Here is a 13,973-nt window from a genome sequence, read left to right on the forward strand (position 1 = left end):
TGCTCCACTCAGGCAAGCCTATCGCGCCCGCATTCGGTAAATGCTACATAAGCCACGTTTAAGTCTATGGACAATGTTGGGACTTAAACGAACAATGGGCGACTTTCGCCGCCCATCATCTCGCTACTGCAAGAATACCTGGTTACATTACAGGGTCAGGAAGAACCCTGCGATGCAGGCGCTCATCAGGTTAGAAAGCGTACCTGCCGCAACCGCTTTCAAACCTAAACGGGCAATATCCTGACGCCGAGTCGGTGCCATACTGCCCAAACCTCCAATAAGGATAGCAATAGACGAAAGGTTAGCAAAGCCGCACAGCGCAAACGAAATCACCGCTTTGGTATGATCTGACAAAACCTGCAAGCCCGCAGCGGCAACCACATCATCTGCCTTCAGGTACTCGCTGAAATTCATGTAAGCGACGAACTCGTTGACGATCAGTTTTTGCCCAATGAACGAGCCCGCAACCGTTGCTTCATGCCACGGTACACCGATCAAGAAAGCGACGGGCGAGAACACCCATCCCAGAATCAGTTGCAGCGACAGTTGCGGATAATCAAACCAGCCACCGATGCCGCCCAGAATGCCGTTAAGAAGAGCAATCAACGCGACAAAAGCCAGCAGCATCGCGCCCACATTCAGCGCCAACTGCATACCGGACGCCGCGCCGCTTGCCGCTGCATCAATGACGTTAGCCGGGCGATCGTCTTCATCGACAAAGCCAACCATCTCGTCATGATCGTGCGTTTTCTCCGTTTCTGGCACCATCAGTTTGGCGAACAGCAATCCACCCGGTGCCGCCATGAAGGAGGCCGCAATCAGGTAGTCCAGTGGCACCCCCATCTGGGCATAACCCGCCATCACCGATCCCGCAATGGAAGCCAATCCACCACACATCACCGCAAACAGCTCAGAACGTGTCATATTGGCGATATAGGGACGAACCACCAGCGGCGCTTCCGTTTGCCCAACAAAGATGTTGGCGGTTGCAGAGAGCGATTCAGTACGGGAGGTTCCCAACAGTTTCTGCAATCCGCCGCCTAATAAACGGATGACCCACTGCATCACCCCCATGTAATACAGTACCGCCACAAGGGAAGAGAAAAAGACGATGATCGGTAAAACACGGAATGCGAAAACAAACCCACCACCGCCAAAGACTTCGAACATTTTGTCGGAAACCAGACCGCCAAAAATGAATGAAACCCCTTGGTTTCCGTAGGCGATAACGTTTGCTACACCGCCCGTTAATCCTTCCAGAATTTTGCGTCCTACTGGCACATACAACACCAGCGCACCGATACCAATCTGAAGAATGAAAGCACCCACTACGGTGCGCAATCTGATCGCTTTACGATTACTGGACAACATAACCGCGAACAAAATCAGAACAAGCATGCCGATGAGACTCATAACGAGTTGCATGTGCAGTTCCCTATAACGCGTGAAAAAAGTGAAAACAGAATAAAAATCGTTTCGCCAGAACGGTAAGTACGCCCTGGCGAGCCGATTATAAAGAGTGGCCCGAAAAGGTCGCTAATTTATGTCACAAATACACACAACATCGAACAGTCAAAAACGCTGAAAAGTGATCTGCATCACAATTTAATGGGTGATATATGAAATCGGAATGACCGTTCTGTCTGCTGTTGCACAGAAATAAGAGAAAAGCGGGTGCAAACAGGGCTTCCGCTTTCGGGGAAGCGTTTCAGCATAACGGTAACGTTGTTATGTCGAAGTGAGCCGCCCAAACAGCCTGAACGAATTCTGCCACAGCGCCTCAGCAATCTCTTCAGGCGGTTCTGCACGTAGCTCACACAGCGTTTGAAACGCGCACGAAATACGCTCAGGTCGGTTGGGCTGCCCCTGATAGCCACTCATCGGCATATCGGGCGCGTCAGTTTCCAGCAGCAGCCTATCTAACGGCAGCCGCGCGATCGCCTGACGCGTTTTATTTGCTCTGTCATAGGTAATGGTTCCCCCTACGCCGATGTAATAGCCCAGCCGGATAAAGGCCTGCGCCTGCGCCAGGCTGCCTGCAAAGCCATGAACTACGCCAGTACGCGGCACGTCGATACGGCGGAGCAATTGCGCCAACCTGTCGTGACTGCGTCGCGAGTGCAGAATCGTCGGGAGATCGTATTTTTTCGCCAGCCGAAGCTGAGCCTCAAGAAAGGTAAGCTGTCGCTCAAACTGCGGTTCCGGCATATAGAGATCCAACCCAATCTCCCCCACCGCCACCAGCGTTACAGGCAACTGGCGCAGTTCCTCTTCCAGACGGAGCAGGTCGCTTTCCTGGTGTTCAGCGATATAAAGCGGGTGAAGACCCAGTGCGGCATAAAGTGGAGAGTAGGTGCGAGCGAGCGTCAACACGCGCTCAAAATGCTGAGAAGCTACAGCCGGAATAATGATGCGCTCAACCCCAGCGTCTTGCGCCAGACGCAAGCTTTCCGGTGCATCATCATAGAATAAGGGGAAATCGAAATGGCAGTGGGTATCGATAAAGCGGTGTCGTTCAGAAAGCACGTTGCTTCTCTCCGTCAAGATTAGGCCCATCAAGATGAGGCGACCTAATCTACGCCCAAGTCACATCCTGCCAAAGCCTCATGGCAGAATCGGACTTGTCGTTGCGGTGAGGCCTCAGTGTAACGTGGTTTTCTCTGAGGATACCTCTTCGTGCGCTTTTCCGTAACCCTCTTGCAAGACGCCGGACAGGTAATCATTGCTCCCTTCAAGCCAGGCACAGTCGCTGTCAAACCAATCAGCCCACAGTGCCAGGAAATTCCCTTTCCACTGTTTCCATTTGCCAACAACGATATCGCTATTCATCATAACCCTCCTGATAAACTGTCGAAATGCAGCAAATACGCGGGTCGTATTAGAAGATAGTGTGCCGGTAAAATATGACAGCCGCGTGGCGCGGCTGTGTGCTCTGTATGACATTTCTTTCTATGGAGAAAGAATGAAAGAAGGTGCTGTGCTACGGCCGTTTTCGACCCGTGAACAAGCTAACCAGAAACAGAATAATACCGACCACAAAGACGATTTTCGCCGCGCCAGCTGCTGTACCGGCCAATCCGCCGAAACCCAGTGCTGCCGCGATCAGTGCGATAACTAAAAATATAATGCCCCAACGAAACATACGCTCTCCTTACCAGACAAAAAATGAAAAATCATGGTGGTCATCCTGACGCGCTTCATGCGTCCTGACGGCGTATCCACAAGTGGTGTTTTATTGTGCGGATTAGGTAGGGTTATCCGCGATGACGGATAACCCTGTACGGTATGGTGGCGGTTATTTCACTGCCAGGTCGTTCTTGACGCTTTTCACGCCGTCAACGGCCTTCGCAATACTTTCAGCTCGAGCGGACTGCGCGTTGTTGTCCACCTCGCCGCTCAGTTGCACGACGCCAGCCTGCGTTTCGACTTTCACTTTACGGGACGGAACAATATCATCTGCCAGCAGTTTGGCTTTAATCGTGCTGGTCATCACAGCATCATCGGCATAGGCGCCAACCGATTGTGATTGGGAATCCTTCACCTGCAGTTTATCACTGACGGACTCGACGCCCTCAACCTGCGTAGTAATTTGCACCGCACGGGTGCTCAATTCCTGACTACCGACAAAACCGCTCAGCGTGACGACGCCATTTGACGTTTCAACGGAAATATCGCTGCTGGCAATCGATTTGTCTTCCAACAGCGCACTCTTCACTTTTGCTGTGATCGCACTGTCACTGATGTAGCCAGAGGCTTTATTGGCGGAGCTATCGATTTTTGCACCCGTTGTGTCCGCGATACGTTCTACTTTCTGCCCTAACGTTTCCTCAGCCATGGCACCGCCAGCCAGAATAGAACCCAGAGCAACGACGATCAGCGATTGTGTTAATGTGGTCTTTTTCATCGATATCTTCCTTCTTATGCTCTTCTATAAACCCGAAATAACCTATTTGGGTCACGTTAACGCCCGCACCGTCATCAGCAAATCAAGGTGATAATGACGTTATCAATACTCCGATGATTCCCTCTACGTGCATAAAAAAATCAGAGTATTGAATTGCAAAGGCGAAAAAAATCAAAATAATGAACCAACTTAAATTGTACTAACAGTTGAACAAGCTAAATCAGTTAACATACTGTTAACTATAGCCTACAGAATGGAAAATCACAGGGGAGCAAGGGAATATGCGCAGCAATTCAGATTTGTCTGTTGCACTGAAGCGAGAAATCACAGCAGGGAAGAAGTCAGGGTAATACATTGTTTTTAAATACATTAAAAAACAAAAACACCCGGTACTTTTGGCCTAAAGCCAAGCATAGCCGGGTGATGATTATTTTAACAATGTGATCACGATGTAAGCGCCACAGTCACGATGATTTTCATGAAACCGTAGCGCCACCGTTCAAAATTAATGCTCGCGCGTTTGGTGGAACGTCACTTCTGGATAGCGCTCCCGCGTCAGGTTCAGGTTCACCATCGTCGGAGCGACGTAGGCCAGATTATCCCCGCCATCCAGCGCCAGATGCTGTTCGTTCTTACGTTTAAACTCTTCAAACTTCTTCGCATCGCTGCACTCAACCCAGCGCGCGGTAGAGACGTTCACCGACTCGTAAATCGCTTCAACGTTATATTCCGTTTTCAGACGGGCAACGACCACATCAAACTGCAGCACACCGACCGCACCCACGATCAGGTCGTTGTTGGTCAGTGGACGGAAGACCTGCACCGCGCCTTCCTCAGACAGCTGTACCAGCCCTTTAAGCAGTTGCTTCTGCTTGAGCGGGTCACGCAGGCGGATACGACGGAACAGTTCCGGCGCAAAGTTGGGGATACCGGTGAATTTCATGTCTTCACCCTGTGTAAACGTATCGCCAATCTGGATAGTGCCGTGGTTATGTAACCCGATGATATCGCCGGGGTAGGCTTCTTCAATATGGGAACGGTCGCCCGCCATAAAGGTCAGCGCGTCTGATATCACCACGTCTTTGCCCGTACGCACCTGACGCAACTTCATGCTCTTTTCATATCTCCCAGACACCACGCGCATAAACGCCACGCGGTCACGGTGTTTCGGGTCCATATTGGCCTGAATCTTGAACACAAAGCCGGTAAATTTCTCTTCTGCCGCCGTTACTTCACGGGTATCTGTTTTACGCGGCATCGGCGCAGGCGCCCAGGCGACTAAGCCATCCAGCATGTGGTCAACGCCGAAGTTACCCAGTGCCGTACCAAAGAAGACCGGCGTCAGTTCACCAGCCAGAAACGCGTCCAGCTCAAATTCGTGCGATGCCCCTTGCACCAGCTCCAACTCTTCACGCAGTTGCGCAGCCAGCTCTTCGCCAACGGCAGTATCCAGTTCCGGATTATCCAGCCCTTTAACGATGCGCACTTCCTGAATCGTATGGCCTTTACCAGTCTGATACAGATAGGTTTCGTCTTTATAAAGGTGGTACACACCTTTGAACAATTTGCCGCAGCCAATCGGCCAGGTAATTGGCGCACAGGCAATCTTAAGCTCGCTCTCGACTTCATCCAGCACTTCCATCGGATCGCGGATGTCACGGTCAAGTTTGTTCATGAACGTCAGAATCGGGGTGTCGCGCAGGCGCGTGACTTCCATCAGCTTACGCGTACGATCTTCGACCCCTTTTGCGGCATCGATCACCATCAGGCAGCAGTCCACCGCCGTCAGCGTGCGATAGGTATCTTCGGAGAAGTCTTCGTGCCCTGGGGTATCCAGCAGATTCACCAAACATTCGCGGTAGGGGAACTGCATCACGGACGTAGTGATGGAGATACCACGCTGCTTTTCCATCTCCATCCAGTCGGATTTCGCATGCTGGTTCGAACCACGCCCTTTTACCGTACCAGCAGTCTGGATCGCCTGTCCGAACAGCAGGACCTTTTCGGTAATCGTGGTTTTACCGGCATCGGGGTGAGAAATGATAGCGAACGTTCTTCTTTTGGAGACTTCGCGGGCGTATTCACTTGGAGACATGATTTTCAGGTTTCTTTTGTTAGCCACCCGGCGTCAGCATCAAGGCAACAACACACCGATGTCAGATCGTCAGGCAAAGCGGAAATAAACTGTAGCCGAGTATTTTCCCTGATTTAACGTGCAGACACAATCGGTGATGGTATAAACAGCGCGGAGATATCATGCTCGCCGTCACCGTTCTGATATCGCCATCAACAATTACGCCATAAATCATTTATAAAGTTATCATTTATCTTTGCCGATAATATCTGGGTCAATATTTAACCATTTGATCGCACTTAAGGAGAGAGTATGAGCTTGTCTGTAAATAATACGGGTTATAGCAATTCTCAGGCCCAAAGCACCGCGACGCCATCGACTACAGCACAGTCAGCGACAGAAAAATCGACAACAACAGAGTCCATCACAATCAACAGTGACAGTATAAAAGTCATCGATCCGATTACCGGAAAAACCGTCAGCTTTCCCACCAATATAAAAATCTCTGCGGAAGCAATGGCACGATTGAAAGAAAATGCAGGTAATCCCCCCTCTTCCTCTTTGACTGAGGAGGAGAAAAGTAAAGCGCTAGACGATACCCTTAAAACACGGAATCTCATTCAGCAAAGCAACACGACCAATACTACCCCAGACATCACGTTATCTATTGATCCCATCGGCACAAACGAAATGGCGCTTGAACGCTGGTCAAATAATCTCAAAGAAGACAGCGGCATCAGTAAAGAAGAGTTTGTCGGTCTGATTCATCAAGCACTGTCGAAACCGTCTAACGTGACAACATGGAGCTATGCGACCGATAGCGTAGAAATCACGCTAAAAGCGGCGAAGTTAGAAGAACTGAAAAACCGCTATGTGGATAGCAGCGCTCACCAGAAAGCCGATAAAGATATTCAGGATTTCATCAAACACCAGTCTGATGCACTGAGTAACCTGGAAAAAAACATTCTGCAAGATGAGTATCAGCGCAGCGTCGACACGGGAGACACCGAGAAGACAAACACGACGTTCCTGGAACTACAGAAAAATGCGGAAGGCACATCGGCCACGCAGGTTCAACGGCAGCAAATCTTTTCTCTTGCCACCTCAGCACCTGCTAATTCGCTGTTTGACAGCCTTCGTAACTATATCTCTGCAACGGTGTCTGACCACTATACCCAAAACGATCATCTCTCCGTCATCAGCAAATTCCAATCTCACTGGTTGCAGTTCCAGCAGCAGTTGAAATAGCACACACGCCCCGTACAAACACTCGGTTTGTACGGGAGCCATTAGGTGTCAGAGGCTTTTCTCTTCCCCATCTTTTTTCACTACCGTCCCGTCGTTCGGCCGCGTATCGCTCTCTGCCTCATCCCCTTCTTCTTTCACTGGCGTACTCGCCGTGAGAAGGTAAGGCGACTGCTGCCAGCGGGTACGGCGATTCTGCAAGAGCGTGCGAGTCAGAATGATGCCGATAGCCAGTGAAAGCAAAATCATCAGACGCAGAATATTGGTGGTGTTATCGACCTGTCTGGCTTCGGTCGCCAGTACATGCGTATCTAAGGTAATCCGCAGGAAACCGATCGGCCCTTCTTTTCCCTCAATCGGCTGCACCAGTTGATGGTTAAAATAACTACCGACCCGATTGCCATCCAGCGCCAGTCTGTCTCTCAGTTGCACCTGCTCACCGATATGCGCCACCAGCGAGCCGTCCTGCTGATACACGCCAGCATCCAGAATGCGGCTATGATCGGTAAGCTGTTTGAGGATAGTATTAATTTTTTGACTATTATCGTCCACGCTGCCCATCAGCGGCGAAAGGCTGTAAGCCACCTGTCTGGAAAGCGTGCGCGCCAGATCTTCAACTTGTTCAGATCGCGCCATCTGGTGGCTCAAACTGAAATAGGACGCACCTTGCATTAATACCACTAGCAGAGCGAGGCAAATCAGCACAATTGCCGTGCGGTGTAGCCGAAATTTCACCCGGGCACGAACCATGATAATCCTTACACGATTTGGATACTTTCATGTTGCCAGAAGCGCCGATGATAGGATAGCTTGTTGCCCAGTTTTTGGAGGGATATGTTTCGGCGACGCCGTCCCCCTCTTTATCGCACGACTTTATCGCACTACTGCCAGCAGAGGATTTACCCCATGTCGAATAGTCTGACCTATCGTGATCTCCCGAATGAGATCAACTGTTGGCCGGGACTGCCACTATCACTGAGCGGTGACGAAGTGATGCCGCTTGACTACCGCGCTGGCGACACCGGCTGGTTGATCTACAGCGACGTCCTCGATAAGAACCTGATTTCCCGCTACCAGCGTAAGCTGGGGAGTGCGATGGTGATCGTGAGCGCCTGGAACGTGGGCGATTATCAGGTCGTGCGTTTAGCCGGCACGCTGACGCCACGCGCCACCAAGCTGGCCCACGAACTGGGCATCGATGTCGCGGCCATGCGTAACGCGCCATCGCTGCGTTCGCCGGGTTTGCTGGTGATGGACATGGATTCCACCGCGATTCAGATCGAATGTATTGATGAAATCGCCAAACTGGCGGGCACAGGTGAATTGGTCGCTGAAGTCACCGAACGCGCGATGCGCGGCGAGCTGGATTTCGCGGCCAGCCTGCGCCAGCGCGTGGGAACATTAAAAGGTGCCGACGCCACTATCTTACAGACGGTGCGTAAAACACTGCCACTGATGCCGGGCCTGCGTAATATGGTTAGCCAGCTTCAGGAAGCAGGCTGGCACGTCGCGATTGCATCAGGCGGGTTTACCTACTTTGCCGATTATTTGCGTGATGAATTAGGTCTGGTCGCCGCCGTTGCCAACGAATTAGGCATGCAAGACGGCAAGCTGACCGGCGATGTCATCGGCACGATTGTCGATGCAAAATATAAAGCGACCACGCTGCAACAACTGGCGGAAAAGCTGGAAATCCCCATGCATCAGACCGTTGCGATTGGTGACGGCGCGAACGATCTGCCGATGATCAAGGCAGCCAGCTTAGGCATTGCCTATCACGCCAAACCGAAGGTCAATGAACAGTCTGCGGTGACCATCCGTCATGCCGATCTGACCGGCGTGCTGTGCATCCTTAGCGGTAGCATGAGACACGAAAAGCGTTAATCAGTGGGAGGTGATACGTGGCAAAAGCCGTCAAACGGGCGTTTGTATGTAATGAATGCGGGGCTGACTACCCGCGCTGGCAAGGGCAGTGCAGCGCCTGCCATGCCTGGAACACCATTACCGAAGTCCGTCTGGCCTCGGCGTCAGTATCACGTTCCGACCGTCTCACTGGCTATGCGGGCGAAAGCGCTGGCGTCAGCCGGGTACAAAAGCTCTCGGAAATCAGTCTCGAAGCTCTGCCGCGCTTTTCTACCGGCTTTCAGGAGTTTGACCGCGTTCTGGGCGGCGGCGTCGTCCCCGGCAGTGCGATTCTGATCGGCGGTAACCCCGGCGCGGGTAAAAGTACCTTACTGCTGCAAACGCTCTGCAAGCTGTCAGAGAACATGAAAACCCTGTACGTCACCGGGGAAGAATCCTTGCAGCAGGTGGCGATGCGGGCGCATCGTCTCAACCTGCCGACCCAGAATCTCAATATGCTGTCAGAAACCAGCATCGAACAGATTTGCCTGATTGCCGAGCAGGAACAGCCGAAGCTGATGGTGATCGACTCCATTCAGGTGATGCATCTCGCGGATATTCAATCGTCTCCCGGCAGCGTGGCGCAGGTGCGTGAAACCGCCGCCTACCTGACGCGCTTCGCCAAAACACGCGGCGTCGCCATCGTGATGGTCGGCCACGTCACCAAAGACGGTTCACTCGCCGGGCCGAAAGTGTTGGAACACTGCATCGACTGCTCCGTGCTGCTGGATGGCGATGCCGATTCGCGCTTCCGCACCCTGCGCAGCCATAAAAACCGTTTCGGTGCCGTTAATGAGCTGGGCGTGTTCGCGATGACGGAACAGGGTCTACGCGAAATCAGCAATCCGTCAGCAATTTTCCTCAGTCGCGGGGACGAAATCACGTCCGGCAGTTCAGTCATGGTGGTGTGGGAGGGTACGCGTCCGCTGCTGGTCGAAATTCAGGCGCTGGTAGATCAATCGATGATGGCTAACCCGCGTCGCGTGGCGGTCGGGCTGGAGCAAAATCGCCTGGCGATCCTGCTGGCGGTATTACATCGCCACGGCGGCTTGCAGATGTCCGATCAGGATGTGTTCGTGAATGTCGTCGGCGGCGTTAAAGTCACCGAAACCAGCGCAGACCTGGCGCTGCTGCTCTCACTGGTCTCCAGCTTCCGCGACCGCCCGTTACCGCAGGATCTTGTCATCTTCGGTGAAGTCGGTCTGGCGGGGGAAATCCGCCCTGTTCCGAGCGGCCAAGAGCGGATTACCGAAGCCGCCAAGCACGGCTTCAAACGCGCCATCGTTCCTCATGCCAATATGCCGAAGAAAGTCCCTGCCAGCATGCAGGTGTTCGGCGTGAAAAAGCTGGCCGACGCGCTGGCGATCCTCGACGATCTCTAAACGGACCACAGAAGGCCATCCGCTCGCTTCCATCCTGAACTAAACAGGGGGAAAGAGTAGCGGATGTTGCCCTGTTCTGTGGTATTTTGTTTAGTAAGCTAAACAAGAGTGCTGCACCATGTCATCATTTGATTACCTGAAATCCGCTATCCGGCAGAAGGGTTGCACCCTACAGCAGGTTGCTGACGCGACCGATATGACCAAAGGCTATCTCAGTCAATTACTTAATGCCAAAATCAAAAGCCCTAGCGCCCAGAAGCTGGAAGCGCTGCATCGCTTTCTTGAACTGGAATTCCCGCGCTACGAAAAGAGTATTGGTGTCGTCTTCGGCAAGTTCTATCCGCTACACACTGGCCACATTTATCTGATTCAGCGAGCCTGTAGCCAGGTCGATGAACTGCATGTGATTTTAGGTTACGACGAACCGCGCGACCGTCTGCTGTTTGAGAACAGCTCGATGTCACAGCAGCCCACCGTCAGCGATCGCCTGCGCTGGCTATTGCAGACCTTTAAATATCAGAAAAATATTCATATTCACGCCTTCAATGAGCAAGGAATGGAGCCTTACCCGCACGGCTGGGATGTGTGGAGCAAAGGAATTCAGGCGTTTATGCAGGAAAAAAGCATCACGCCGAATTTCGTTTACACCAGCGAAGAACAGGATGCCGCACAATACCGTGAACAGCTGGGCATTGAGGCCGTCCTGATCGACCCGCAGCGCTCCTTTATGAACATCAGCGGTTCGCAAATTCGTCACGATCCCTTCCGCTACTGGGACTATATCCCGACCGAAGTGAAGCCGTTCTTTGTGCGTACCGTGGCCATTCTTGGCGGCGAATCCAGCGGTAAATCCACGCTGGTGAACAAACTGGCGAATATCTTCAACACCACCAGCGCCTGGGAATATGGCCGCGATTACGTGTTCTCCCATCTGGGCGGTGACGAGATGGCGTTGCAGTATTCCGACTACGACAAGATCGCGCTAGGCCAGGCGCAGTACATTGATTTTGCAGTAAAATATGCCAATAAAGTGGCCTTTATCGACACCGATTTTGTCACCACGCAGGCATTCTGCAAGAAATACGAGGGCCGTGAGCACCCGTTCGTTCAGGCGCTGATCGATGAATACCGCTTCGATCTAGTGATTTTGCTGGAAAACAACACGCCGTGGGTGGCCGACGGGCTGCGTAGCTTAGGCAGCACGACCGCCCGCTCGGAGTTCCAGGATCTGCTGAAAACGATGCTGGCTAACAATAATATCCCGTACGTTTACATCAAAGAGTCGGACTACGATTCGCGCTTCCTGCACTGTGTGGAATTGGTACAACAGATGTTGGGCCACGATCGCTCGCCCGAACCGCTCAAAAGCTAGCGCGTGTCCCACAGCCAATGGCGGGAGGGGGTAATGATTTCCGGCAGCGGAATATCCCAGCTTTCCACTGGCAGTGCGTCAACCTGCTGACAATCGTGGGCCAGGCCGATCGGGTAAGGCCCACGCGACATCTGGCTGCGATACTGCAACGTGCGGTCGTAAAACCCGCCCCCCATACCAAGCCGTTGCCCCAGATGATCAAACGCCACCAGCGGCGTCAGCAGAACGTCTAACTGCGGTAACGGCAGCACCTGACGCACATCCAAACGCGGTTCCATAATCTTCAGACGATTGCGTACCAGCTCGGTGTCCGGCGCATAGTGCAGGAACAGCAGATGCCCGGCGCGAAACGGATGCAGAACCGGCAAATACACGCGTTTCTCCTGCCGCCACAACTGTTGAATCAGCGGGGACGTATCCAGCTCGCCATCAAATGACAGAAATACCGCCACACTATCTGCCCGTATTATTTTCGGATGCGCCATGACGCGCTCACACGCCTGTTGCGCAAAACGCGACTGCTGCTCTGATGTCAGTAAACGTCGATTCTGCCGCACAGCCTGACGAATTTGCTGACGCGATGCTGCCGTAGAGGAGAGTAACATATCGGGAAGTGCCGATGAAGATGAGTCAGAAGATGACATGGGCTGCATTCGCCACGGGTCAAGAATGATAAAAGAAAGGGAATCTCCGAGATGCCGCCGCAGGCTGTAACCCTTGAACCCTTGGTTCAAGGTGAACATAACGTCGCAGTCTTAAGGCTTCTCGGACGAACCGAGCGTGCTCACCAACCGCAGAGCATTACATTCTGTTGGTATGAAATATCGGCTCAGGGGACTGGCCCGCCGACAAACATCTCAGAGAAATTTTATTCGTTACTCGCGATAAACCTTAGCACGTATTATCGCGTAAAAATACCGTACTTTTGTCAAAATACGACGTTATTCAAATTGTGCACCCTGACGTTCGGTGATCTTGCCCTGCTCCAGCAACGCCTGTTCGATGGTTTGCTGCAACATACGAATACGCTGTTCCATATTCGACGCATAATCACGCGTCTTACCCCGTTCCTGCGCCAGCTCATGGCACACGTTCAGCGCGGCAATAAACACCAATTGCTCAGTGTTTGTGACTCTAGTGCGAACTTTAAGATCTTGCAACCGCTGGTTAAGATCTTCCGCAGCCTGATTCAACGCATCCTGTTGTTCTGGCGGGCAATTCACTCTTAACGAACGGCCAAAAATTTGAATATCTACTGGTTGTGCAGACATACCACCTTCCTGCCTTTTGTCGTTCTTGCGCCCGGGTGCCGCATAGCATGAGCATTACCCGTTACATCGGGCTCGTTAAAGCGGGCGCAACTATATATAGCCGAGATCTAAGATACAAGCCCTTTCTGGTATCGAAAGGGAGCTTGGTGGTAGCATAGCACGAACCCATCCAGCCAACGATGACGAATCCGCATGTCTATAGAGAATACGTTTCCCGCCTATGAAGGCCTTAACCAACTGCTTCACCAACAGCAAGTCGCGCTGACCGCAGCAGAAATGCACGGTCTGATCAGTGGGATGCTGTGTGGTGGAAACCATGACGACAGTTGGAGAACGCTGGTTTTTGAACTGACTAATGAAGGCATGGCGTTTACCCAGACGCTGTCGCAACCGCTTCAGGACCTGTACCAGGCCACGCGTGAAGCGCTGGAAGATGATGGCTTTCTGTTCCAGCTTTTCTTGCCGGACGATTCGCTGGATAGCGTGAGCGTTTTCGATCGCGCCGACGCGCTGGCAGGCTGGGTCAACCACTTCCTGCTTGGGCTGGGCGTGGCTCAACCGCAGTTGAACAAAGCCAAAGGTGAGCTGAAAGAAGCCATCGAAGATTTACGCAACATCGCACAACTTGGCTACGACGAAGATGAAGATCAGGAAGAGCTGGAGCAATCGCTGGAAGAAGTGATTGAGTATGTTCGCGTTTCTGCCATTTTGTGCCATACCGAGTTTACCAGCCAGCGCGTTGTGACTGCGCCCGAGCAGCAAAAACCGACGCTGCATTGATTGTTATGCAAGGCAGAAGGGAAAGGTAACCGCACGGACTATT

At 52.3% G+C, this 13,973-nt stretch carries 14 protein-coding genes and 1 other RNA gene; 5 read left to right on the forward strand and 10 right to left on the reverse strand.

All coding sequences use genetic code 11. From position 1 onward, the window contains the following. Window positions 1-147 precede the first annotated feature (147 nt). From H0248_RS09920 to prfC, 6 genes are all read right to left on the reverse strand, one after another. On the reverse strand, window positions 148-1,425 hold the full coding sequence (locus H0248_RS09920) for a NupC/NupG family nucleoside CNT transporter (RefSeq protein WP_039548022.1): 1,278 nt from the start codon (window positions 1,423-1,425) through the stop codon (window positions 148-150). Between the two features lie 303 nt (window positions 1,426-1,728). Next, window positions 1,729-2,526 carry a TatD family hydrolase gene (locus H0248_RS09925; RefSeq protein WP_110162755.1) on the reverse strand — a complete coding sequence of 266 codons (798 nt, stop codon included), beginning with the start codon at window positions 2,524-2,526 and terminating at the stop codon, window positions 1,729-1,731. A 114-nt stretch (window positions 2,527-2,640) separates the two neighbouring features. Continuing rightward, on the reverse strand, window positions 2,641-2,829 hold the full coding sequence (locus H0248_RS09930) for a CsbD family protein (RefSeq protein WP_010284712.1): 189 nt from the start codon (window positions 2,827-2,829) through the stop codon (window positions 2,641-2,643). A gap of 151 nt (window positions 2,830-2,980) precedes the next feature. Then, window positions 2,981-3,142, reverse strand: a complete 162-nt coding sequence (locus tag H0248_RS09935; protein ID WP_003019081.1) for a DUF1328 domain-containing protein — start codon at window positions 3,140-3,142, stop codon at window positions 2,981-2,983. A gap of 153 nt (window positions 3,143-3,295) precedes the next feature. Beyond that, on the reverse strand, window positions 3,296-3,904 hold the full coding sequence (osmY, locus tag H0248_RS09940; protein WP_180785814.1) for a molecular chaperone OsmY: 609 nt from the start codon (window positions 3,902-3,904) through the stop codon (window positions 3,296-3,298). A gap of 505 nt (window positions 3,905-4,409) precedes the next feature. After that, window positions 4,410-5,999 carry a peptide chain release factor 3 gene (gene prfC / locus H0248_RS09945; RefSeq protein WP_180785815.1) on the reverse strand — a complete coding sequence of 530 codons (1,590 nt, stop codon included), beginning with the start codon at window positions 5,997-5,999 and terminating at the stop codon, window positions 4,410-4,412. A 291-nt stretch (window positions 6,000-6,290) separates the two neighbouring features. Between prfC and H0248_RS09950 the strand changes: the two genes are divergently transcribed. After that, window positions 6,291-7,226 carry a hypothetical protein gene (locus tag H0248_RS09950; RefSeq protein WP_180785816.1) on the forward strand — a complete coding sequence of 312 codons (936 nt, stop codon included), beginning with the start codon at window positions 6,291-6,293 and terminating at the stop codon, window positions 7,224-7,226. Window positions 7,227-7,274: 48 nt separating this feature from the next. On the opposite strand, the gene H0248_RS09955 is transcribed toward H0248_RS09950, so the two are convergent. Continuing rightward, window positions 7,275-7,973, reverse strand: coding sequence for a YtjB family periplasmic protein (locus H0248_RS09955; protein WP_180785817.1), 699 nt, complete (start codon window positions 7,971-7,973; stop codon window positions 7,275-7,277). A 156-nt stretch (window positions 7,974-8,129) separates the two neighbouring features. On the opposite strand from H0248_RS09955, the gene serB reads away from it, so the two are divergent. The 3 genes from serB to nadR all read left to right on the forward strand — a co-directional run bounded on the left by serB (window position 8,130) and on the right by nadR (window position 11,879). Beyond that, the gene (gene serB, locus H0248_RS09960) at window positions 8,130-9,107 is read left to right on the forward strand and encodes a phosphoserine phosphatase (protein ID WP_180785818.1); all 978 of its coding nucleotides are present in this window, start codon (window positions 8,130-8,132) and stop codon (window positions 9,105-9,107) included. 17 nt (window positions 9,108-9,124) lie between these two features. After that, window positions 9,125-10,507, forward strand: a complete 1,383-nt coding sequence (gene radA, locus H0248_RS09965; RefSeq protein WP_010296280.1) for a DNA repair protein RadA — start codon at window positions 9,125-9,127, stop codon at window positions 10,505-10,507. A 118-nt stretch (window positions 10,508-10,625) separates the two neighbouring features. Then, window positions 10,626-11,879, forward strand: coding sequence for a multifunctional transcriptional regulator/nicotinamide-nucleotide adenylyltransferase/ribosylnicotinamide kinase NadR (nadR, locus tag H0248_RS09970; protein ID WP_039279404.1), 1,254 nt, complete (start codon window positions 10,626-10,628; stop codon window positions 11,877-11,879). Here the strand turns inward: nadR and H0248_RS09975 are convergent. From H0248_RS09975 to zapA, 3 genes are all read right to left on the reverse strand, one after another. Further along, the gene (locus H0248_RS09975; protein ID WP_180785819.1) at window positions 11,876-12,523 is read right to left on the reverse strand and encodes a 5-formyltetrahydrofolate cyclo-ligase; all 648 of its coding nucleotides are present in this window, start codon (window positions 12,521-12,523) and stop codon (window positions 11,876-11,878) included. The two genes, nadR and H0248_RS09975, sit on opposite strands and share 4 nt — an antisense overlap. A gap of 39 nt (window positions 12,524-12,562) precedes the next feature. Next, a non-coding RNA gene (gene ssrS, locus H0248_RS09980) (6S RNA) lies at window positions 12,563-12,746 on the reverse strand. Between the two features lie 74 nt (window positions 12,747-12,820). Beyond that, window positions 12,821-13,150 (reverse strand): cell division protein ZapA, encoded by a 330-nt coding sequence (gene zapA, locus H0248_RS09985; RefSeq protein ID WP_010284667.1) that lies wholly within the window; start codon window positions 13,148-13,150, stop codon window positions 12,821-12,823. A gap of 192 nt (window positions 13,151-13,342) precedes the next feature. Between zapA and H0248_RS09990 the strand changes: the two genes are divergently transcribed. Further along, window positions 13,343-13,930, forward strand: a complete 588-nt coding sequence (locus H0248_RS09990) for a YecA/YgfB family protein (RefSeq protein WP_010284662.1) — start codon at window positions 13,343-13,345, stop codon at window positions 13,928-13,930. Window positions 13,931-13,973: the final 43 nt, after the last annotated feature.

The organism is Pectobacterium brasiliense (assembly GCF_013449685.1).
GTDB classification, from domain to species: domain Bacteria; phylum Pseudomonadota; class Gammaproteobacteria; order Enterobacterales; family Enterobacteriaceae; genus Pectobacterium; species Pectobacterium brasiliense_A.